Origin of the sequence: Francisella salina, assembly GCF_000219045.1 — a bacterium.
GTDB classification, from domain to species: domain Bacteria; phylum Pseudomonadota; class Gammaproteobacteria; order Francisellales; family Francisellaceae; genus Francisella; species Francisella salimarina.
Genome location: NC_015696.1, coordinates 1,841,734 through 1,865,287 on the forward strand (window position 1 = coordinate 1,841,734; position 23,554 = coordinate 1,865,287).

Here is a 23,554-nt window from a genome sequence, read left to right on the forward strand (position 1 = left end):
ATTAAAAAAGTTACTTTTATTCAAAAGCTTTTGTGTAAACCTCACAAAGCTCATCCATAGATTTATTTATTACTACTTTATATTGTTCTTTATCTAGTAGCTTCTGTAACGCCAGAGTAGCTGGGACTTGTATGTCTAATACTGGCTCAATTACACTTTCAAACTTAGCAGGGTGAGCTGTTGCTACAATTATATAATCTTTATTTGCATCTAGCTGATTTTTAGCTACAAAGCCTGTTGCAGTATGTGGACAGACTACTTCATTATACTGACGATACACTTGCTTAATTTCTTCTATGATTTCAAAATCAGAAACACATATAGCTTTAACATTTGCTTTGAAATTCTCATAACCGCCTAACAGATATAAAAGTCTTTCAAAATTACTAGGATTACCCACATCCATTGCATTTGCCAATGTCTCAACACTTGCTCTTGGGTTAAATTCTCCAGTATTTAAATAATCTATCACTGTATCATTAGCATTTAAGCTCATAGATATCTCACCGATTGGGAAGCCCATTTGTTTAGCCCAAAATGCTGCTGTGATATTACCAATATTACCAGATGGAACTATGTAGTTTGCTTTCTCTCCAGTCTGTAAATAATGCTGCCACGATGTGTAAGCATAGTAAGTAGATTGCGGTAATAATCTACCAATATTAATACTATTAGATGTATTTAGTTTTGTTCTTTCTGTCCACCAAGGTGTCTTAAAAGCTTCTTTAACTAAACTTTGACAATCATCAAAAACTCCTTCAACTTCAACAGCTTGGATATTATCGCCCCAGCAAGTTATTTGTTTTTCTTGTCTTTTAGAGATTTTACCCTTAGGGAACATCACTATAACACGAATATTACCCTTACCGTGAAAAGCTGCCGCTACTGCAGAACCTGTATCGCCAGAAGTTGCTACTAAAATTGTAAATGGCTTCTCACTATCGATAGAGCTTAGACAATTTGCTAAAAATCTCGCACCAAAATCCTTAAAAGATAAAGTTGGTCCATGAAAAAGCTCTAAAACAGATGTTGTTTTATCCAAGCGCTTAACTGGCACATCAAAAGTAAAAGCATTATTACAAATCTTATCTAAAGAAGCTGCAAGCTGATCTCCTTTAAAGAACTCTCTCAAAGTATTTGCAGCAAATTCAGCATAGCTGATATCTTTGGTAAAACTCTGCCAATCAACCTTTGGAAATCTCTGAGGTACAAATAATCCTCCATCTGGAGCTAATCCAGACTGCATTGCCTCACTTAATGAAACTTTGATATTTTTATCTCTTGTACTAATAAAATTCATGTCTTACCTTTATTATTTTTTCTCTAATATATATGCACCTTTACCGCTCATAGTACTTATCCAACTATCTGACTTAAGGTTAAATTCTTTAAACTTATCTTGCATTGTTTTAGCAACAACATTCGCATCATCTTGTTTTTTTACAAGTGCAAACATTGTTGGCCCAGATCCTGATATCCCACAAGCTATCGCACCTGCATCATAAGTGGCTTTCTGGACATAATAAAATCCTGTGATTAATTTCGATCTTCTTGGTTCAATCAATATATCTTTCAGGCTTTGACTCAACAGTTCAATATCTTGTGTATATAAAGCACTTATCGTAGCTGCTAAACATGCACTATGCTCAACAATTGTAGTTAAATCATAAGGCTCTTTCAAAAGTTCACGTGCTTTTTTTGTCTCGATTGAAAGATCAGGACAAACTATAACCACATTACAATCAACTATTGGTAAATCTATTTTTTCACATGGTTTTGAACTTTGTAATAATACCAGCCCTCCAAACATACATGGCACTGCATTGTCACCATGAAATGATCCTGATATCAAACTCTCGCCATAGATAGCATAGTCAATTAAATCATCATAGTTATACGGTGTTTCAAAAAAAGCATTCATCGCGACTAGAGCAGCAACTGAAGAAGCTGCTGAACCACCCATACCAGAACCTAGAGTAATGCCTTTTTGTATATAAACATCAAAACCCATTTCAATGTCTTTATCAGCCAAAAACTTTTTAATTACAGCTGTAGCAACATTCTTATCACTGTCAAAAGGTAGTTTATCTGCGCCAGTAGCTCCACTAATTTGTTTGATAACCAACTCGGCATCATCTCTTTTGATAAGTTCGACAGTATCACCTACCCCATCTATAGCAAAACCCAGCAAATCATAACCAACTGCAAAATTTGCACTAGTTGCTGGAGCAAATGCCTTAGCTGATTTAATATTAGCTAATTTCATGACTACTTTTCTCTTATCACAGTTATAACATCGGCATATACACCCGCTGCTGTTACCTCAACACCAGCACCAGCACCTTGGATAACCATAGGTTGAGTATATCTATCTGTATTTATCATCACGATATTACCGGTACCTTTCACATTTGCAAAAGGACTAGATTCATCATAAGCTTGGATACCTACATTTGCAACACCATTAACGATAGATCCAACATAATGTACTCCAGTAAGATCTTTCTTTTTGTCTGCAATTTGTTGCATTATTTGCTCGTTAAATGCAGGAAGTTTAGCAAAAAACTCTTCTACACTACATTCACGTAATTCTTCAGGTACTAAATTTTCGATAACCAAGTCATTCAGGCCTATATTTAGACCTATTTCTCTAGCTAAGATCACAGTTTTTCTTGCGACATCCATACCTGATAAATCTTGTCTTGGATCTGGCTCTGTATACCCAGCATCATAGGCCATCTTCACTGCATCTGAGAAAATCACACCATTATTTAACTGAGTAAACAAATAACTTAAAGTTCCTGAGAAAATACCATTTATAGATCTAACATGATCACCACTTTGAACCATATTTTGCAATGTAACTATGAGAGGAAGGCCAGCACAAACATTTGTTTCATATAAGAAACTACTGCCATTCTGTTTAGCGACTTTTCTAAGCTCTTGATAGAATTCATAGTTCCCTGAATTTGCATACTTATTAGGAGTAATCACACTGATTCCATTGTTTAAAAAATTAGCATAAATTTTCGAAACATCTTCACTTGCTGTAGCATCAATCACAATTTTTTTGGTAGCCGAAGCATGTGACATAAATTCAGCCAACTTCTCTAGATTAACTTGCTCTGTATTCTCATTAAGTAGATTATCTATATTTTCAAATAATAAATTTTCATAAGAGACACGCATTTGCTTTGAGTTAGTAGCTCCTACCAATACTAAGTTAATACCTCTTGAATACCATTTTTCATAAGTTTGTTTAATTTGCTTAATAAAAGCCTTACCAATATTACCAGCACCAATTACAGCAATTGCAATATCATCACTTACAGAATTATAGTGACGATGCATAGCTTGAACACCTCTAGCTTCATCCTCAGCTTTTACTGCAAATGTAACACTTCTCTCTGAGGATCCTTGAGCAATAGCATGTATATTTATATTTGCCAACTTAAGAGAGTTTACCAATTTTGCTAACGATCCAGTCTTAGACTTCATACCTTCACCAACTGCCGTAATCAAAGCATGATGCTTATGAACAGCAATCTCTTCAATAAGATTATTCTTTATCTCATTAGCAAACTCATGTTTTAAAGTTTCGGTTGCCCTATCAGCATTGACACTATCTATAGCAAAACATATAGAATATTCAGAGCTCGCTTGAGATATCATCATTACAGATACACCAGCTTTCTCTAGTGCTCCAAAAACTTTGAACGATATACCAGAAACACCTATCATACCAGCACCTTGCACTCGTACTATCGCCACATCTGAGACACTTGTTAAGCCTTTAATAAGACCTTGGTCTTCATCCTTGTCAGCACTAATCTTAGTACCAACCTCATCTGGTGAATAACTACTTTTTATATAAATAGGTGTTCTCTCTAGAGCCATTGGAGCTATAGTTAAAGGATGTACAACAGATGCACCAAAATAAGCAAGCTCAAGAGCTTCTTTATATGTTAATTGTGTAAGAGGTTTTGCCTCTGGAACTACTTGTGGATTAGCACTGTATACACCAGCCACATCTGTCCAAATATATAGCTTATCAGCTTGTAATAACTTTGCAAAAATAGCTGCTGAATAGTCACTACAGTTTAAGCCTAATATTGTTCTCTTACCAAGCTTATTTTGAGCAATAAAACCTGTGATAACATATACATCAGCAGGATTTTCAGATTTTATAGCCTCGATTGACTCCAGGCTTTGTTGCCAATTAACGGTAACAGGATAATTACTATCATTGACAATCAAACATTCTGAAGCATCTATAAAATACGCATTCCTATCTCTTGATTGCAAATATAACGTAAGAATTTTAGCTGACCATATTTCCCCAAAGCCCAAAATAAAGAATCTCAAACTATCAGCGCAGAACCCTGTAATTACTATAGTACTGAGAATATGCTTAATATCTCTTAAATCTTTAAGAATCGTTTCTCTTAGGGTATTCTCAGCGGGAACTAAATCATGAAGTATAGAACTATGATGCTCAAAAATAAAATTAAGTGTTTCGCTATAATCTTGAGACTCAATTGCTTGATCTATAGCTTTTTGTAAATTACTAGTAGTTTTTGCTGATGCAGAAACTACCACAGCCTCATCGATACAACTAATTATATTCGAAACATTTTTTATCTTCTCTGATGTAGCTAAACTACTGCCTCCAAACTTATGTACTATCATATTCTATACTCTTACTCTTAACAAATATCAAATCGATTACTTTTGTATTATACTTAACCAATAAATTTTATCACTAATAATTATAGGGGTTTTATGCTTAAAGTTGGTTTTATTGGTTGGCGTGGTATGGTTGGCTCAGTTTTGATGTCTCGTATGGTTGAATCGAATGATTTTGATGATATATCACCAACGTTTTTTTCAACATCTCAAGCAGGACAACAGCCTTCAGGTTTTATGGAGAAATATGGCATACTGCAAGATGCTTACAATATCGAAGAATTAGCTAAAATGGATATACTTCTAAGCTGTCAAGGTGGTGAATATACCAAAGAAATTCACTCTAAGTTAAGAGAATATGGTTGGCAAGGTTTTTGGATAGATGCTGCATCTACATTACGTCTAGAGAATGAAAGTACCCTAGTGCTAGATCCGTTAAATCATAAGCAAATAATCAACGCTATTGATAGTGGTAAAAAAGACTTTATTGGTAGTAACTGCACTGTTAGTTTAATGTCTCTAGCAATCGCTGGACTACTCAAAGAAGATCTTGTCGAGTGGGTTAACTCTAGTACCTACCAAGCGATATCAGGCTCTGGTGCTGCAGCAATGCAAGAACTTCTCCAACAAGCTGACCTTTTGAGTAAAGCTGATGATATAAATGCAGATATCCTAACAAGAGAAAAAACTCTAAGAGAACTATCTAAAGATTCTTCAAAAATCCCTCAACAAAAAACTATAGAAACTTTGGCTTATAATCTATTGCCTTGGATAGATGTTGGTATGCCAAGTGGACAAACAAAAGAAGAGTATAAAGCCGCTACAGAACTAAACAAGATTCTAGATACCAAGAAAACAATTCCAGTTGATGGCGTATGCGTTAGAGTTCCCAGCCTAAGATCACACTCTCAAGCTTTGACAATCAAACTTAGACAGAAATTAACAATTGATGAAATTAAGCAAATAATATCTCAAGGTAATGAGTGGGTTAAAGTAGTAGATAATAACAAAGAAGATACTCTCAAGCATCTAACACCTCAGGCGACTTCAGGAACTCTTGATATTGCTATAGGTCGTATTAGGTCATCCCTATTAGCTGATGATATATTTCATTGCTTCACTGTAGGAGATCAGCTACTATGGGGAGCTGCAGAACCACTAAGAAGAGTTTTAAATATTATTAAAAATAAAATCTAAGATAAAATATTAGAAAGTTTAGACGATAATTATCAATCCTTTTGGACTACTCCCAAACATAACCTTTTGGCAAATCACAAGATACACCTTTTTGACTTAGCATCAAAGTTTTCATATTTGTAATAGGACAACTACAATTCGCATACTCTTTTGAACCTTTCTCATATTTACATGGTTGAGTCATACAACCTGCTACATCAATATTTTGACATTTAACTCCTTCACCTGGTTTTGCGATATCATAGTCCTTATTCATATCAAAACCATAAGTTGAAATTAAGTCAGCACCTGGGATAAAAGATACATTATCATCTTGAGTATTTTGATCAGCTATATATTTACATACTGGAGCTTCTACTCCTTTACAATCACCACTACCATCCGGTAGACAAGTAGAAAGGTTTTTACACTTTGAACCATCTTTACCACAAACTGCTACTGTCTCATAATAAACGCCTAAGTTCATAATTCCATCAATATTGACATAATTAGGACCTGTGAAAACCTTGCATCTACAATTAGCTGCTTTCCCATCTTCGCTTACTTTACATGGCATAGCTTGATTGTTTGGATTTATACCTGTTGCTTTTGGAGAACCTGAGTAGTGACAATTTGCATAAGTAGCTTTTGCACAATATAGTTGTTTAGTTGCACTAGTTGCTCCACCACCAGACCAAGCTGATCCATATTCAGTAGGCTTACATAAGGTAGGATAAAAAGGCATATTACTACAGTTATCACCACAAAATGGTCTTACAGAATCACAAAGTGCATTTGACTCCATTAGTGGATACTTTATGATATCTTTACCAAAAGATACACTTACAAGTAATACAAAAACTAATATGGCAAAAAGTCTTTTCATAATGTCCCTTATAAGTTTTCCTTAACAAATTTGACAACTTCTTCCATCTTAAAGCTTCTAGCTCCTTTGACAGTAAGTTTAGTATTTTGAGACTTATACCCATCAAGTACTTTTAATAGATCATTATTTAACTGTTGTTTATCATCATAATATTTAACATTTGAACCTTTATACTCTTCTAAAACAAACTTTATTAAATTTTTTTTGCCAAATAAAAATATATTATCCAAGCCAGCCTTATTGAGCCATTGTCCCATTTTACGATGATAATTCTCGCCCTCATCACCTAATTCTCTCATTGAAGTAATTGCTATAACTTTTTTACCATCAAATTCAGCTAAATCTGCTATAGCAGCTTGGACAGCACCAGCACTAGCATTATATGTATCGTCTACAAGAGTTAACTTATCATTTAGTTTTTCGGTTGAGAATCTGCCTTTATAGTTTTTGATATTTTGCGTATTTTGTAAGAAATCATTAGGTTCTAGTCCTGCAGCAATCACACTTGCTATCGCAAGCATACTATTAGACAAATTATGTTTACCTATGTTGGGTAACTGATAGCTATATTCTTTGTCAAAAATTCTAATCTTAACATCGTATAACTCTGGCGTAACCTGATAATCTAAAATGATGATATGTGCATCTTGATTACTCATTGAGCAAGTAATTTTGTTACAGTCTAATTTATCTGCATAGTTTGGTATTCTTTCATCATCAAGATTTACAATGCAAAAACCATCTTTTGGTAAAGCTTTAAGAAGCTCTCCTTTTTCAATCATTACACCATCTAGAGTTTTAAGATTCTCTAAATGACTAGCGCCAACATTTGTAATCATCGCAACATTAGGCTGGATAATTTCAGCAGCAGCTTTTATCTCACCTGCAACGCTTGTACCAGTTTCAATCACAGCAAAATCGACATCTTGTGGAGTTTCTAAAACTGTCATAGGCACACCAAGATAGTTGTTGAAATTACCTTGTGTAAAATGTACTTTTTTACTACCAAGTAGAGTTACAATCATTTCTTTAACCGTTGTTTTACCACAACTACCTGTTAAGGAGATAATAGGCATTTTTAAACTTTTACGATATTCCTTTGCTAACGCTCGAAGCCCCTTAATAGTATTACCACAAACTACTTGTGGAATATTTATATCTTGTTTCTTTGAAACCAACAATGCTTTTGCTCCATTAGCAATGGCACTCGGGATAAACTCATGCCCATCACGATTAGCTACAATTGCAACAAATAAAGCATCTTGCTTAATATCATTAGAATTAATGCTAACTGTTTGAATTAATACATCTTCGCCGATATATTCTAAGCCAGCCTGTGTTGCTAATTGTTTTAGTGATTTGATCATAAATATAAGATTAAATAGTTTAGTTAGATATATTCTAAGATAATCAGTAATTAAAGGCTAGTTTTATAATTTTCCACATCTATTAAGTGTTTAAATTTATCACGCAGTAAATCCACTATTTATACAACTTGAATTCATCAGATTCTGAAAGCTCGCACAAACCTTTTAACATACCATACAACCTAGCAATAGCTCCTACAATAGACTTACTATTTAATTTTTGTACATTATTAACTGTAGATACAAAACTGTTTATACGCTTATCTATATTTTCATCATTAAGAGTATGCGCTAGTTTATTACGAATAGCATTCAACTCTTTTATTTGCTTCCATAACCATACCGGTTCTTCTTGATCAAGACACATACTTTCAGCGATAGCTATACATTGAGCAGCACTAAATGTTTGTTTTTGTAAGGCGTCTGGATTAGGTAATCTAGAATTTATAAACTTCCTAACTTTTCTTTCAATTAATAGCTGACCTTTCAAAATAATTAAAATAGGATCTTCATTTTCATTGGGTAAATGTTCTACTAATTCATTATACGCAGACCATTCTTCTTCTGTTGCTGTCTTTAAATCATCTCTAATCTTAAGAAGCATCTCTAGAGTACTCTCACACCCTCTCCCATCTTGGACACGCTTTTCACATTCAAAAATATCTTTGTCTAAAGTATCAAGATCCAGCATCTAAATTCCCTAAAATTGCTATTAATAAGTAAATCTTATTTAAATAAGAACTTTTTATCAAGAATCCAAGCATTAGATAAAGATATCAATATTAATTAAACTAGTCCTATACTAACCACCCTTTCTCTACAGCCAAATCAATCTGTCCTTTTACATATTGCCATAGCTCTGGAGCAATGTCTTTTAATCCTGAGTTTCTACTGATAACTTTTTCTTTAGGTACTTTGCCATAAGCTACCCAACTACCACCATTATTCTGCATATTTTGTAAAACTGGAACTGCTCGCTCGATAGCTTTTGAATATTTTGCTTCTGCTGTTTGATTATCTTCAAACTCAATCCATAAAGCTTTATACTCATTAGCTTCATCTTCTGGTAACAATGAAAATATTTTCTCTAAAGCTTCTAGTTCTTTGGCGTTCTGTTCCTCAAGTACTGCATGATTATCAAAAGCATAAGTATCACCTGCATATATCTCAACAATATCATGAATCAATAGCATCTTAAGCACTTTTAGCATATCAAACTCTTCACTTGCATATTCTTCCAATATAACGCCCATAAGAGTTACATGCCAACTATGTTCTGCTGTATTCTCTCTACGATTATTATCACATTTTATCAATGCTCTACGATATACGCCTTTTAGCTTATCTATCTCTTGGATAAAACTTATTTTCTTTTCTAAATTTGTCATTTTATCTTTTCTTAAAAATTATACTTAGCGATAACTTCTCGCTCATCAAAATACTCTTTAATACCATTTTTATCAAGATAGCACTCATGTCCTTTGCCAGCTAATAGAATAACATCGTTAGCTTTCGAGTTTTCAATAGTATATTTGATAGCTTTTTCTCTACTATCAATAAAAGTATGCCTTTCAGGATGACTAAAACCTTTTTTGATATCATCAAAAATACTTTCAATATTTTCAAAACGGTTATTATCTTCTGTAACGACTATTTTATTAGCGTACTCTTCTGCTATTTGAGCCATTAGCGGTCTTTTGGTAGTATCTCTATTGCCACCGCAGCCAAAGATACACCATAAATTGTTTGGATGGTAGTTTACTAGAGTTTGTAGAGCTTTTTCTAAAGCATCTGGAGTATGCGCATAATCAATTATAATCTTTGCACCATTTACTAGTGCAATTACTTCCATACGCCCTTTTACAGGTTTTAATTTAGAAATATTTTCTAGAAGTTGTTCTCTAGTAGAGATATCATCTAATGCCGCTAAGCTCAAACCTAAATTCATTAGATTAAATTCGCCAACTAAAGATGTTTGATAAGTACCCATGTACTTTTGAGAAATATATAAATCAAAGCTTGTTTGCATATTCTCTATACTCTTAGACTCTATATATATATCTGCTTTTTTTGACTTTAGGCTGACTGTTATAATCTCAATACTATACTTTAAGTTAGTATCTATGGATTCCGTGGTCGGAGCCTGACGGAATGACGATTTATTGGTATTTCCCCAAAGTTTCAGACCATATTCATCATCTATATTTATTACCGCTTTTTTAAGGCTTTTAAACTGGAACAATTTTGCTTTAGCCTCAAAATAATTATCCATAGTCTTATGATAATCGAGATGATCATGACTAAGATTACTAAACACTGCAATATCAAAATCTAAACCTTCGGTACGCTTTTGATCCAATGAATGAGAAGATACTTCCATAACAAGATTTTGATAATTCTTATAATATGAAATAGTTTGATATAAAGATAATATATCTAATGTCGTATGGGTACTCTCTTGTAGATCTGGATAAATCCCATTACCATTTGTACCTAGTAACAATGACTTTTGACCAATTAATTTTTGCAATTGTGCAATATAACTAGAAATCGATGTCTTGCCATTTGTACCTGTTATACCAATTATATTTTGTGGCTTTTTATAATCATAAAACCATTTAGCAAGGTTCGATAACTTATCTTTTAAATTTTCAACATAAAAAATATTAGGTAATTCCCCTTCAGCTACTGAAGGGGTGGCAATCGAAGATTGACGGGGTAGTTTATCACTCAAAATAAGTTTTGTACCTTTAGCTAAAACATTATCAATATATTTATTACCATCATTTGATAGGCCTTTGAGAGCTATAAATACTGATTTTGCGTCACATTTACGACTATCTAAAGATAACGATTCAATTTGAAAGTTATTTTGAGATAAGGTTTGAATATCTAGAAATTTTAATATTTGATTTATACTTTTCATTTTAATTTTCACCACATTAAAGCACTTTGTGGCAAGCTTATGTCAAAGTCATTGATCCAGTGACAACAACTGTCTGAGCTTGCGAGTTTTGTATGCACCAATGACTTACATTAAAGCGCGAACATGTGCTAAGCAGTTTTGCATACTTTTTCTGCTATTGCAAAAAGTATGTCGCTAAAACTTACATCGTAAGTTAGCGAAAGCATTTAATCAATTGTCTTTTTTAAAAGCTGGAAAACCCAATTTTTCTCTAGCGCTATAATATTCTTTAGCTACTTCTAGAGCTAATTTTCTAACTCGTAGAATATAGCCTTGTCTTTCTGTCACAGATATTGCATGACGCGCATCTAATAAGTTAAAAGTATGTGAAGCTTTCAATACAAATTCATAAGCTGGTATTGGCAGATTTTTCCCTACTAGTCTATAACCTTCTTTTTCTAATAAATCAAACTGTTTGAAAAGCTCTTCAACATTAGCCTCTTCAAAGTTATAAGTCGACATTTCGATTTCATTCTGCATAAATACATCACGATAATACAAAGGACCATTTTGCGTATTAGCCCATAAGATATCATACATACTATCAACATTTTGGATATACATAGCTAATCGCTCAAGACCATAAGTAATCTCACCCATTACAGGCTTACACTCCAGTCCACCTACTTGTTGAAAATATGTAAACTGTGTAATCTCCATACCGTTTGACCATACTTCCCAACCAAGACCCCAAGCACCTAAAGTTGGCGACTCCCAGTTATCTTCAACAAAGCGAATATCATTCTCTAATGGATCTATACCTAGCTCTCTAAGTGAACCAAGATATAATTCTTGAATATCATCAGGCGATGGCTTCATCACAACTTGGTATTGGTAGTAATGTTGCGTACGGTTAGGGTTCTCACCATAGCGACCATCTGTAGGACGTCTAGATGGTTGAACATATGCTGCTGTCCATGGCTCTGGGCCTATTGCTCGTAGTGTTGTCGCTGGATGAAAAGTCCCAGCACCTACTTCCATATCTAATGGCTGGATAATCGCACAACCTTTAGATGCCCAGTAATGATGTAGTTTTAAAATAATTTCTTGAAATGTAAGCATACTAATTAAAAATTTTACATAATTATAATTTTGTAAAAGATTTTATCATATTTAGATATCAATAAATATTATATAAAAGTATCAATTTTATATTATTAAGTAACTATCTTAAGTTTTTAATATACAAGTCTAGTTGATTAATCTCTTGCTTGACAGAACCATCTTCCTGATATGTACTCCAAGGATATACAACATTTTTATCAGTTTTCTCAAACTTGTTAACCTGCCAAATATTTGACTTTTTAAAAGACTCTGGTTTTCTTGGATCATTATCTCGATTAACTATCAAAGCACATATCTTTTCATAATTATTTTCTTTTACATAGCCTATATGTTTCTGATACAGATCAAATGCAATACCTTTTCCCCAATGATCTTTCTTTATCATAATATCAGCAAAATAATACGCCTTGTCCATATTTATATCCATATCAAAAAGTGGTTTTGTTAAACCAAAACTTTTAGATATTGGACATCCTAAAGATGCTCCTAATATTTCTCCATTCTCTTCAACATAAAAAATATCAACATCAGAGCTCATTACTAAATAACTTTCAAAATAATCCTCTTCCTCTTGGATATTATATTTATATAGATAAGGAAAATATTTATATATCCTTCTAAGCTCTTTTATCTGATTAAAATATCTAAAGTCTTTTAAGCCTTTAAAATGTTTAACTTTCATAACTTTTTTATACTTCTTATTCAAGTTCTAAACTTCTGTTCTTAATAAGTCAAAATCAACCAACTTCCATTGCCAATTTGGCGAGCCAACAGTACCAGGTGTATTTAGCCTTGCACTTCCATCTAGTTCTAAAACATCTTGTACTGGCAGGATTACATATTCAGCATCACAATTTAGTAAATACTTAATAATCTTTCTAAAAATATTTCTATCATTAGCTTTAAAATATTTCTTTAATAGCTTTCTTTGGTATCTATTTAGTTCATCAAAATACCATCCTTTGAGAGTATTATTATCGTGAGTACCTGAGTATGCAATGATATTAGTACCCTCAACAAACTTAGCTGTTTTTAGATCAAAATGAAATGGGAATACTTTCATACCCTTTAAATTATAGTGATCACGCAACTCAAGTACTTCAGGGCGTAAATCACCTAAATCTTCTGCAATAATATTAGCATCTGGAATACGCTTATAAACTGTATCAAAGAAATCATATCCAGGAGCCTCAACCCACTCACCATTTATAGCAGTCTTTTCACCTGCTGGTATTTTCCAGTAAGTATCAAAAGCTCTAAAATGATCAATCCTAACGATATCAAATAGCTTGAAGTTACCATTTAGTCGATCTATCCAAAAATCAAAATTTGTTTCTTTAAGCTTATCCCAATCATATAGAGGATTACCCCATAGCTGACCAGTTTCTGAGAAAAAGTCAGGTGGAACACCTGCAACAAAACTAGGATTTAGATTCTCGTCTAATAGAAATATATCTTGATGCTCCCACACATCAGCAGAGTCAAAACCAAGATAAATAGGCAAATCACCCATAATTTCGATATTATTTTGATTAGCATATTCTCTTAGCTCAAACCACTGCTTATAAAAGATAAACTGCAAAAATATTTGATAATCTATCTCGTTTTGAAATTGATCAAGTTCTATAGCTTTATCTTTGATCCAGTTTTTATATTCTTGCGACCAAAAATTCCAAGCCTGGTTATTATTAGCCTTTCTAAAAGCTTTAAAAATAGCATAATTTCTAACCCATGAGTTTTGAGCTATAAAATTATTATATTCTTGTTCAAACTTATCTTTTGAACTTTGAAAATTGCTAAATGCTTCTTCGAGATACTTATCTTTGAAATTACGAACAAGTTCATATTCAACTTTGTCAGAGCTTACATTCAAACTTTTAAGAGATGATTGTTCAAGCAAACCATAATCTGCTAGTTTTTCTAAGCTAATATAGATTTCATCACCTGCAAAAGAAGAGCTTGACTGATATGGAGAGTTGCCAAAACCTAGTGGTGTAAGTGGCAACACCTGCCAAATTTTAGTATTTGCTTGTTTTAAAATATCAACAAATTCATAAGCACTTTTACCTAAATCACCAATACCATGTTGGCTTGGTAAACTTGATATGGCTAATAATAATCCAGATTTTTTCATATACTCTCTATATACATCATAGTAATGCACCTTGCGGCAAGCTGTTGTAAATTAATGATCTAACAGTTACAACTGTCTGAACTTAAGTGAGTTTTGTAACTGTCATTAGTTTACAACATACCGAGAGCAGAGTGCTAGGCAGTTTTGCATACTTTTTCTGCCATGAAAAAAGTATGTCGCTATAACTTGCAAAGCAAGTAGCGAAATCACATTTTATACTAAATCTTCCAGATATCTCTGTTATAGTCAGCAATAGTTCTATCTGAACTGAAGAACCCAGCTTTTGCAATATTTACTAAAGCCATAGACATCCACTCTTTACGGTTTTCATAATCTTTGATCATTTGATCTTTAACTTGTGTATACTCTACAAGATCTATCAAAGTCATAAACCAGTCTTTATTAAGTAGCTCGTTATACAACTCTTTCAAGTTAGATTTCTTACCAAGCTTAACAAGTTTTTTAGAGACTATAAAATCTACGATCGGCTTGATTGCAGGCTGCTTGTAATAATCTTTGGAAATATAACCACTAGTCTTGTATAGATCTATGATAGTGTCACTATCCTTACCAAAAGTATAGATATTATCCTGTCCAACTAGCTCAGCAATCTCAACGTTAGCACCATCCATAGTTCCTAATGTGATAGCACCATTTAGCATAAACTTCATGTTACCTGTACCACTAGCTTCTTTAGATGCTAGAGATATTTGCTCAGAGATATCAGCAGCTGGGATTAACTTCTCAGCAACACTTACATTATAGTTCTCAACAAACAATACTCTCATGTACTTATTCACATCAGAATCATTATTGATAAGCTCTTGTAAGCATAAGATTAGATGAATAATATCCTTAGCTATAATATAAGCTGGAGCTGCCTTACCACCGAAAATAAAGTTAATAGCTCTTGCAGGCTTAAGCTTACCTGATTTAATCTGTAAGTATCTATGGATTATATACAAAGCATTCATTTGTTGGCGTTTATATTCATGGATACGCTTGATTTGTACATCAAATATTCCATCTTTGATAAGTTCTACACCATAGTGCTCTTTTGCAAATTTAATAAATTGTGCTTTTTTAACCATTTTGATATCTTCAAGAGCTTTTAAAGTATCATCATTATCAAACTTCAGAAGTTTTTCTAAATCAGTAGCTTTAGTTTTAAAACTATCACCGACAACACTTTCTAAGTATTTTGTTAACTCAGGGTTAGATTGTAATAACCATCTTCTGAATGTTATACCATTAGTTTTATTATTAAATTTCTTCGGATAAATATCATTAAAGTGTTTCAACTCATCATTTTTAAGAATCTCTGTATGAAGAGCTGCCACACCATTCACACTAAAGCTATAATGAATACTCATATGAGCCATATGTACAATACTTTGATCATCAATGATAGATAACTTCTCATCAATATGCTCTAGCTTAACTTTGGCATCTAAATATCTAATAATATCGATTAACTCTTGAGTTAGTACTTTTTTAAGATATCTTAGAGGCCATTTCTCTAGCGCTTCAGCCAAGATAGTATGGTTAGTATACGCTACTGTTTTCTTAACTATTTCGATAGCTGCATCTATAGATATACCTCTAGCCATAAGCTGACGTACAAGCTCAGGAATCACTAAAGTTGGATGAGTATCATTAATTTGAATAGTTGCATGTTCATGAAGCTTCTCAATTGAGTAGCCTTTAGCATCCATATCAGCAAAAACTAAATGCACCGCATTACTTACCATGAAATACTGTTGGAAAATTCTTAATAAATGTCCTGCTTCATCGCTATCATCTGGATATAAGAAAAGCGTTACATTCTTTTCGATAGCTGTTTTATCAAAAGATATACCTTTTTTAACGATACTAGAGTCAACACTCTCAGCATCAAATAAGCATAATTTATTAACAAAGTTATTTTGATAACCAACCATCTCAATATCATACATCTGGGATTGTATACTAAAACCATTGAAATCAATCTTATAAGCAGCTTTTCTCTTATTAAGCCAGCCTTTGTCTTCTATCCATGGATTTGGTGTTTCTTTTTGTAGATTCTTTTTGAATTTTTGCTTAAATAAACCATAATGATAGTTCAAACTAACACCTGTTGCAGGAATAGCTAATGATGCTATTGAATCTAAAAAGCACGCTGCTAATCTACCTAAACCACCATTACCTAGAGATGGTTCTGGCTCACATTCTTCGATCAAAGCAATATCTTTATCATTAGCCTCAAATAGCTCTTTAACATCATTATAAATTCCAAAATTTATAAGATTATTTGCTAGCATTCTACCGATCAAAAATTCACTAGATATATAATATATTTTCTTTTTAAAATCAGGCGTTGGTAGTTTTTCTGTTTGCTCTTTAACATAAGATAATAGTGCATAATATAGATCTTGATCACTTGCTTTAGCTATATCACATCCTAAAGCATCTTGTAAAAAAAGCTTGATTTGATTTTTGTTGTCCATTTTTTTAGAAACCTTTGATAATAATTTATTGATAAAAAGTAATTACATTAAAAATCATAATACCATTTAAGTATTTTTTTTGGTAAAAAAATATTGATTTTTTGAACTTTTTTGAAAGTCTATTAAACTAATTGAGAATAAATTTGATGTATTTTATCAGCAGCTGCATTCCAATCTACTTTTTGTTGCATTGCAGTTTTTCTTACCTTCTTCCAGTCTGCTTTACGATTATATAATGCGAATGCTCGGCGAATTGCTAAAGTGAGCGACTCCACACTGAACTCATCAAAAACAAACCCTGTAGCCATACCATCTGCCAAATTTTCCAATGAAGAATCTGTAACAGTATCTGCTAGACCACCAACTTTGTGTACTAGAGGCAAAGTTCCATAAGTCAGACCATATAGTTGTGTCAATCCACAAGGCTCAAAACGTGATGGTACCATTATCACATCAGAACCAGCAATTATACGATGCGCTTGGTTTTCATCATAACCAATTTGTACAGCTATTGATTTAGGAGATTTCTTAGCCGCAGCTAAAAATGCTTCTTCTAAAGCTTTATCACCACTTCCCAATAAAACAACTTGACCACCTCTACTAGTGATTTCACCTATTGCTTCAATTAAAAGGTTTAGGCCTTTTTGCTCAGTTAAGCGTGTTACAATTCCAAAAACTACTGCATCCTCTTTTTTCGCAAGTCCAGTCATTTTTTGTAGAGCTGCCTTACATTTTGCTTTACCAACATTAGCTGTAGTAATCGAGTAGTTAGCCTCTATAAGAGTATCTTTTTTAGGATTCCATACTTGAGGATCCACACCATTAAGTACTCCATATAGATCATTATGACGATCTGCGAGTAGCCCTTCTAATCCACATCCCTGCTCATAAGACTGAATCTCTTTAGCATATGTAGGACTTACTGTGGTGATCTTATCAGCAAAATACAAACCTGCTTTCATGAAAGATACTTGACCGTAAAACTCTAAACCATTCATACTCAAGAATATACCTGGTAAATCTAACTCCGCAAAAACACTCATTGGGAAAAGACCTTGATAAGCAAGGTTATGCACAGTGAACACTGTTTTTACAGCTTTTTTGCCAGATGCTAGTTCACTTGCTTTAATATAAGCTGGTACTAATCCAGCATGCCAATCATGACTATGAACAACTTCTGGCTTCCACTTAGTATCCAAGCCTTCAGAAATTCTTGCTGCTACCCAACCTAATAAAGCAAATCTAAGATAATTATCTGCATAAGCTTGATTACTACTATCTGCGTATGGATTACCCGGACGAGCAAATAAACTAGGAGCATCTATTACATATATGTCGATTTTAGTATTAGGAATCTTAGCTAAAAATATGTTTATCTCTTCTGCACCAAAACGAGAAGGGATATTCATCAAAAGCTGCTTATCCTTAATAGCATTCATAAATGCAGGAAACCCTGGAACCAAAACCCTACTATCAACCCCAAAACTAGCTAATGCAGGAGGCAAAGCAGCTGTAACATCTGCAAGACCCCCTGTTTTTAGAATTGGATATAATTCACTACATACATGTAAAACGCGCATAAACTTCTCTTATTTTTCTTTTAGTTCATCTATCATCTTTTTAGTTACTAGTACCACACCCTTGTCGGTTCTAAAAAAGTTTTTAGCATCCTCTTTTGGATTTTCTCCAATCACCATACCAGCTGGGATATCACAACCTTTATCAATCACAACTTTTTTCAGACGGCAATTTTCACCTACTACTACCTCAGGCATTATCACGCACTGATCAATCTCACAACCTGCTGAGACTCTAACTTTCGAGAACATCAATGATTTAGATATTTGCGAACCAAGCACTATACAACCACCTGAAGCAAGAGTATTTGTAATCACACCATGATTACCCTTTCTATCTGGCACAAACTTAGCCGGAGGAAGCTGCTCTTGAGCTGTCCACACAGGCCAGTCTTTATCGTAGATATTCAACTCAGGCATATTAGCTGCTAAATCAAGGTTAGCTTCCCAGAATGCATCTATAGTACCAACATCTCTCCAATATGGTTCAACACCCTCTCCTCTAGGAACACATGACATACTAAATGGGTGTGCTAAAGCTTGTTTTTCACTAACCACTCTTGGAATTATATCTTTACCAAAGTCATGGCTTGATTCTTTATTTGCAATATCTTCCTCAAGTAAATCATACAAATAATCAGAATTGAATATATATATACCCATACTCGCATAACATCTGTCAGTTGTGCCAGGAATTGTTGGTGCATTATCTTTAGGCTTTTCGACGAAGCTTGTAATTTTACGATCTTCATCAATACCCATAATACCAAATGCAAATGCTTCTTCTTCTGCAATTTCAACACACCCTACAGTACACTTATAACCGCTTTGGGCATGATCTCTTAGCATTACTGAGTAGTCCATCTTATATATATGATCGCCAGCTAGAACTATGACATACTCAGGACCATAAGAGCGTAAAATATCAATATTTTGATATACCGCATCGGCAGTACCGCGATACCAACTCTCTTCATCAACCCTTTGCTGAGCTGGTAGCAAATCTATAAACTCATTTAGCTCACCACGTAAGAATCCCCAACCACGTTGGATATGACGAAGTAACGAGTGCGATTTATACTGTGTAACCACACCGATTCTTCTGATACCAGAGTTTAAGCAGTTGGATAGAGCAAAATCTACAATTCTAAACTTACCACCAAAATAAACAGCTGGTTTAGCTCTAGTGTCTGTTAGATTATATAAACGAGAACCACGCCCACCCGCTAATACAAGTGCCATAGCTTTTTTATATAATTGATGTGATGATGAATTATGATTATCCATGATAATTAACTCCTTAGTGTTAATGCATTTTTAAATTAAGTTACTACAGTTGGTTCAGTCATTCCTGTCAGAGATTTAATATTGGTTAAATCTCCAGCAATATCTATCAGACTAGCTAAAGCTTGTTGGGCAGGTATATTAAATTTAGAAGAATCAGACTCATATTTCTCTAAATATATACGCAAAGTAGCCCCCTGTGTTCCTGTGCCTGACAACCTAAACACAATTCTAGAGCCCTCTTCAAAAATAATTCTTATTCCCTGATGGTTAGAAACTGAACCATCTATTGGATCTGTATAACTAAAATCATCTGCTTTAGCCACTTTCTCACCATTTAACTGAATTCCTGCAAGACTAGATAATTTATCCCTTAAAGAACTCATGATAGAGTTAGCAATCACAGTATCTATAGCTTCATAATCATGTCTTGAATAGAAGTTACGACCAAATTTTTGCCAATGTTCCTCAACCAACTGATCAACATGTTCGCCTGTTGCAGCAACTAAATTCAACCAGAACAATACTGCCCAAACTCCATCTTTCTCACGAATGTGATCTGAACCTGTTCCATAACTCTCTTCACCACATAGTGTAATTTTCTGAGCATCTAATAAATTCCCAAAGAATTTCCATCCTGTTGGAGTCTCAAAACAAGGTAGACCTATTGACTCTGCCACCCTGTCAACTGCAGTTGATGTAGGCATTGATCTAGCAACACCTTTAATTCCTTTTGAATACGCTGGTATAAGATGCGCATTTGCAGCCATAATTGCTAGACTATCTGAAGGTGATACATCTATTTGTTTGCCTACAATCATATTTCTATCAGCATCACCATCTGAAGCTGCACCGAAATCATACTTACCACTACGCATATGCTTAACTAAGTCTTCAGCATTTACAGGATTTGGATCCGGATGAAAACCACCAAAATCCTCAAGTGGTTCAGCATTGACAACTGTACCAGCTGGAGCTTGCAAAAGAGTCTCAAAAATATACTTTGCATAAGGACCAGATACTGCACTCATAGAGTCAAAACGAACCTTAAAACCATTTGCAAATAGTTCACGAATTTTATCGAAATCAAATATTTGTTGCATTAACTCAGCATAATCAGTTACTGAGTTAATAACCTCGACGGTTGTATTTTCAATTTTGTATGTGCCTACCTTGTTTAAATTAACACTATCTTTAGGTGCATCACTTATTAAGTATTGGTCAATCTTTTTAGTTTCTGAAAAAATTCTATCTGTAATTTTCTCAGGTGCTGGACCACCATTAGAAACATTATATTTGATACCAAAGTCTCCTTTTGGACCACCCGGGTTATGACTAGCCGATAAAACAATACCACCAAAAGCTTGATACTTTCTAATAACACAACTAACAGCTGGAGTAGAAAAGATACCATTTTGTCCAACTATAATTTTACCAAACCCATTAGCTGCAGCCATTCTAACAATAATTTGTACAGCTACATCATTATAGTACCTACCATCACCACCAACAACTAGAGTCTTACCTCCTATATCATCCAAAGAATTAAATATAGATTGTACAAAATTTTCTAAATATCCTACTTGCTGAAAAGCAGTGACTTTGTTACGCAGACCTGATGTTCCTGGTTTTTGATTTTCAAAAGGTTTGGTTAATACTCTTTGAATTGCCATTTTTCTACCCTAGTATTATGTTAACAGAATAAACACACTAATTTGGCGAACTACCTAGTCACCTTAATAGAGCATAGGTGAAAGCCCATACATTTCATCTTATCACTATCTCTATGAATTTAAAATAACCAATATCTGTATTGCTGGTAAAATTATTTTTTAAATTAATTATTCAGTTTACTAAGCTTATATAAACGATTAAGATTGTAATTATAGAGATTTTTAGTACTTATTAGCGTCTACGCTGAAAAACACACTGATTCTATACTTTTGACTAGGAGCTTTTATGAAAAACGTAAATTCAAAACAAAATAAACATTCCACTATTGGCGAGCAAGATATACATTACTTCCATGAAGGCAAGCACATATATGCATATGAATTTATGGGTGCTCATGCAGCCTGCGAAGATGGTATTGATGGTATTAGATTTACAACCTGGGCTCCAAATGCAAAAAGTATTTGTGTCATAGGTGACTTTAGTCACTGGGAGATTCAAAGCAAAAATCAAATGAAACCCATTAGTAATTCAGGATTATGGAGTGTATTCATAGCTGGTGCCAAAAATGGACAAAAATATAAACTTGTTGTAACAAATAAAGATACTAATCATTACGTTTATAAAAGTGACCCTTATGCTTTTTTCTCAGAATTAAGACCGAATACAGCATCCATAATAAATACTCAAATGGAATATAAATGGCATGATGACAAATGGCTAAAAAAACGTGCTACTGATGACTATTACAATAGTCCAATGAATATATATGAACTACATCTTGCTTCTTGGAAAACCAAAGATGGCGAATTTATGAGTTATGAAGAGATAGCCCAGATGCTGCCTGAGTATATCAAAGATATGGGATACACACATGTAGAGTTTATGCCATTACATGAACACCCACTAGATGCTTCGTGGGGTTATCAACCAACAGGTTTTTACTCAGTGAATAGTCGTCATGGCGATTTAGTCGGTTTGAAGCACCTAGTTGATAAACTTCATACACATGATATAGGTGTAATTTTAGATTGGGTACCAGGACACTTCTGCAAAGATCAACATGGATTAATCAACTTTGATGGTAGTGCATGTTACGAATATCAAGAACCTACCAAAGCTGTTAACGAAGGTTGGGGAACTCATAATTTTGATCTGGGTAGAAATGAAGTAAAATGTTTCTTGATTTCAAATGCAATGTATTGGATCAATGAGTTTCATATAGACGGACTTCGTGTAGATGCAGTATCGAATATCTTATATCTTAACTATGATAGAGAAGATGGACAGTGGATACCCAACATTCATGGTGGGCATGAAAATTTGGAAGGTATTGCTTTCTTAAGAGAACTCAATGGTGTCCTAAAGCATACCTGCAAAGGAGTGATCACAATTGCTGAAGAATCATCATCTTGGCCAAATATCTCCACACCTGTTGAGCAAGGTGGTTTAGGGTTCGACTTCAAATGGGATATGGGTTGGATGAACGATACATTACGCTATATCTCTTTAGATCCAGTTTATCGTAAGTATCATCACAACTTAATCACTTTCTCTATGGTATACCACTATTCAGAGAAATTTATCTTATCTATTTCACATGACGAGGTAGTTCACGGCAAAAAATCTCTCATAAACAAAATGTGGGGAGACTTATGGAATAAATATGCTGGCCTACGACTATATATGTCATATATGATTGGTCACCCTGGTAAGAAACTTATTTTTATGGGAAGTGAATTTGGACAGTTTGTTGAATGGCGAGAATATGAGCAATTACAGTGGCAGGTTGTTGATGAATATCACACACATAAAGAAACACTACATTTCTTCAAAAAATTAAATGACTTCTATAAAGCTGAGACTGCATTGTGGGAGTGTGATTACGATCACCAAGGCTTCCAATGGATTGATGCCAACAACTCTGAACAGAGTATCTTATCTTTTGTCCGAGCTAGTAAAGATAACCAAAAAAAGCTAATATTTGTTTGTAACTTTACTCCTGTAACTTATTACGACTACAACATAGGTGTTCCTGATGCAGGATCATATATTGAGGCTTTTAATTCTGACAGCCTTGAGTTTGGTGGTTCAGGCCAAGTTATTTCAGATGAAATACTATCAGTTCCAGAAGCACAGCATGGCTTTGACCAAAAGATTGCCATAAAAATCCCGCCTATGGCCACCCTTGTTCTCAAACTCAAAAAATAAGGCTATAATAGCTTAACTAAATTTTTTAAAAAATATATAAATTATT

17 protein-coding genes are annotated in these 23,554 nt (G+C 33.9%); 2 read left to right on the forward strand and 15 right to left on the reverse strand.

From position 1 onward, the window contains the following. Window positions 1-16: 16 nt before the first annotated feature. Genes thrC through thrA form a run of 3 tightly spaced genes read right to left on the reverse strand, consistent with a single transcriptional unit; the run spans window position 17 to window position 4,689 of the window. A complete protein-coding gene (gene thrC, locus F7308_RS08995) occupies window positions 17-1,300 on the reverse strand; it encodes a threonine synthase (RefSeq protein ID WP_013923558.1) in 1,284 nt (427 codons plus the stop codon). Window positions 1,301-1,312: 12 nt separating this feature from the next. Continuing rightward, a complete protein-coding gene (locus tag F7308_RS09000; protein WP_013923559.1) occupies window positions 1,313-2,266 on the reverse strand; it encodes a homoserine kinase in 954 nt (317 codons plus the stop codon). A 2-nt stretch (window positions 2,267-2,268) separates the two neighbouring features. Beyond that, window positions 2,269-4,689 carry a bifunctional aspartate kinase/homoserine dehydrogenase I gene (thrA, locus tag F7308_RS09005; protein WP_013923560.1) on the reverse strand — a complete coding sequence of 807 codons (2,421 nt, stop codon included), beginning with the start codon at window positions 4,687-4,689 and terminating at the stop codon, window positions 2,269-2,271. 93 nt (window positions 4,690-4,782) lie between these two features. Here thrA and asd point away from each other — a divergent pair, with 93 nt between their 5' ends. Then, window positions 4,783-5,883: an aspartate-semialdehyde dehydrogenase gene (asd, locus tag F7308_RS09010; protein WP_013923561.1), complete on the forward strand. Its 1,101-nt coding sequence runs from the start codon at window positions 4,783-4,785 to the stop codon at window positions 5,881-5,883. 46 nt (window positions 5,884-5,929) lie between these two features. On the opposite strand, the gene F7308_RS09015 is transcribed toward asd, so the two are convergent. From F7308_RS09015 to F7308_RS09070, 12 genes are all read right to left on the reverse strand, one after another. After that, a complete protein-coding gene (locus tag F7308_RS09015) occupies window positions 5,930-6,748 on the reverse strand; it encodes a hypothetical protein (RefSeq protein ID WP_013923562.1) in 819 nt (272 codons plus the stop codon). A gap of 8 nt (window positions 6,749-6,756) precedes the next feature. Further along, window positions 6,757-8,115, reverse strand: a complete 1,359-nt coding sequence (locus F7308_RS09020; RefSeq protein ID WP_013923563.1) for a UDP-N-acetylmuramoyl-tripeptide--D-alanyl-D-alanine ligase — start codon at window positions 8,113-8,115, stop codon at window positions 6,757-6,759. A gap of 115 nt (window positions 8,116-8,230) precedes the next feature. Then, the gene (locus tag F7308_RS09025) at window positions 8,231-8,806 is read right to left on the reverse strand and encodes a hypothetical protein (RefSeq protein WP_013923564.1); all 576 of its coding nucleotides are present in this window, start codon (window positions 8,804-8,806) and stop codon (window positions 8,231-8,233) included. Window positions 8,807-8,912: 106 nt separating this feature from the next. Then, window positions 8,913-9,503, reverse strand: coding sequence for an HD domain-containing protein (locus tag F7308_RS09030; protein WP_013923565.1), 591 nt, complete (start codon window positions 9,501-9,503; stop codon window positions 8,913-8,915). A gap of 11 nt (window positions 9,504-9,514) precedes the next feature. Further along, a complete protein-coding gene (locus tag F7308_RS09035; RefSeq protein WP_013923566.1) occupies window positions 9,515-11,041 on the reverse strand; it encodes a UDP-N-acetylmuramoyl-L-alanyl-D-glutamate--2,6-diaminopimelate ligase in 1,527 nt (508 codons plus the stop codon). Between the two features lie 210 nt (window positions 11,042-11,251). Further along, on the reverse strand, window positions 11,252-12,142 hold the full coding sequence (gene glyQ, locus F7308_RS09040) for a glycine--tRNA ligase subunit alpha (protein WP_013923567.1): 891 nt from the start codon (window positions 12,140-12,142) through the stop codon (window positions 11,252-11,254). Between the two features lie 103 nt (window positions 12,143-12,245). Continuing rightward, complete coding sequence (locus F7308_RS09045; protein WP_013923568.1) at window positions 12,246-12,827, reverse strand: GNAT family N-acetyltransferase; 582 nt, start codon at window positions 12,825-12,827, stop codon at window positions 12,246-12,248. Window positions 12,828-12,854: 27 nt separating this feature from the next. Continuing rightward, window positions 12,855-14,309: a 4-alpha-glucanotransferase gene (gene malQ / locus F7308_RS09050; protein WP_269562903.1), complete on the reverse strand. Its 1,455-nt coding sequence runs from the start codon at window positions 14,307-14,309 to the stop codon at window positions 12,855-12,857. Between the two features lie 188 nt (window positions 14,310-14,497). Continuing rightward, on the reverse strand, window positions 14,498-16,765 hold the full coding sequence (glgP, locus tag F7308_RS09055; RefSeq protein ID WP_013923570.1) for a glycogen/starch/alpha-glucan family phosphorylase: 2,268 nt from the start codon (window positions 16,763-16,765) through the stop codon (window positions 14,498-14,500). Window positions 16,766-16,887: 122 nt separating this feature from the next. Next, window positions 16,888-18,345, reverse strand: a complete 1,458-nt coding sequence (gene glgA, locus F7308_RS09060; protein WP_013923571.1) for a glycogen synthase GlgA — start codon at window positions 18,343-18,345, stop codon at window positions 16,888-16,890. Window positions 18,346-18,354: 9 nt separating this feature from the next. Continuing rightward, on the reverse strand, window positions 18,355-19,629 hold the full coding sequence (gene glgC, locus F7308_RS09065) for a glucose-1-phosphate adenylyltransferase (protein ID WP_013923572.1): 1,275 nt from the start codon (window positions 19,627-19,629) through the stop codon (window positions 18,355-18,357). A 35-nt stretch (window positions 19,630-19,664) separates the two neighbouring features. Beyond that, window positions 19,665-21,299, reverse strand: coding sequence for an alpha-D-glucose phosphate-specific phosphoglucomutase (locus F7308_RS09070; RefSeq protein ID WP_013923573.1), 1,635 nt, complete (start codon window positions 21,297-21,299; stop codon window positions 19,665-19,667). A 286-nt stretch (window positions 21,300-21,585) separates the two neighbouring features. On the opposite strand from F7308_RS09070, the gene glgB reads away from it, so the two are divergent. Beyond that, window positions 21,586-23,508 (forward strand): 1,4-alpha-glucan branching protein GlgB, encoded by a 1,923-nt coding sequence (gene glgB, locus F7308_RS09075; RefSeq protein WP_013923574.1) that lies wholly within the window; start codon window positions 21,586-21,588, stop codon window positions 23,506-23,508. Window positions 23,509-23,554: the final 46 nt, after the last annotated feature.

Coding starts and splice junctions, on each gene's coding strand:
- thrC (WP_013923558.1), bottom strand. CDS start 1,300: ATGAATTTTATTAGTACAAGAGATAAAAATATCAAAGTTTCATTAAGT.
- F7308_RS09000 (WP_013923559.1), bottom strand. CDS start 2,266: ATGAAATTAGCTAATATTAAATCAGCTAAGGCATTTGCTCCAGCAACT.
- thrA (WP_013923560.1), bottom strand. CDS start 4,689: ATGATAGTACATAAGTTTGGAGGCAGTAGTTTAGCTACATCAGAGAAG.
- asd (WP_013923561.1), top strand. CDS start 4,783: ATGCTTAAAGTTGGTTTTATTGGTTGGCGTGGTATGGTTGGCTCAGTT.
- F7308_RS09015 (WP_013923562.1), bottom strand. CDS start 6,748: ATGAAAAGACTTTTTGCCATATTAGTTTTTGTATTACTTGTAAGTGTA.
- F7308_RS09020 (WP_013923563.1), bottom strand. CDS start 8,115: ATGATCAAATCACTAAAACAATTAGCAACACAGGCTGGCTTAGAATAT.
- F7308_RS09025 (WP_013923564.1), bottom strand. CDS start 8,806: ATGCTGGATCTTGATACTTTAGACAAAGATATTTTTGAATGTGAAAAG.
- F7308_RS09030 (WP_013923565.1), bottom strand. CDS start 9,503: ATGACAAATTTAGAAAAGAAAATAAGTTTTATCCAAGAGATAGATAAG.
- F7308_RS09035 (WP_013923566.1), bottom strand. CDS start 11,041: ATGAAAAGTATAAATCAAATATTAAAATTTCTAGATATTCAAACCTTA.
- glyQ (WP_013923567.1), bottom strand. CDS start 12,142: ATGCTTACATTTCAAGAAATTATTTTAAAACTACATCATTACTGGGCA.
- F7308_RS09045 (WP_013923568.1), bottom strand. CDS start 12,827: ATGAAAGTTAAACATTTTAAAGGCTTAAAAGACTTTAGATATTTTAAT.
- glgP (WP_013923570.1), bottom strand. CDS start 16,765: ATGGACAACAAAAATCAAATCAAGCTTTTTTTACAAGATGCTTTAGGA.
- glgA (WP_013923571.1), bottom strand. CDS start 18,345: ATGCGCGTTTTACATGTATGTAGTGAATTATATCCAATTCTAAAAACA.
- glgC (WP_013923572.1), bottom strand. CDS start 19,629: ATGGATAATCATAATTCATCATCACATCAATTATATAAAAAAGCTATG.
- F7308_RS09070 (WP_013923573.1), bottom strand. CDS start 21,299: ATGGCAATTCAAAGAGTATTAACCAAACCTTTTGAAAATCAAAAACCA.
- glgB (WP_013923574.1), top strand. CDS start 21,586: ATGAAAAACGTAAATTCAAAACAAAATAAACATTCCACTATTGGCGAG.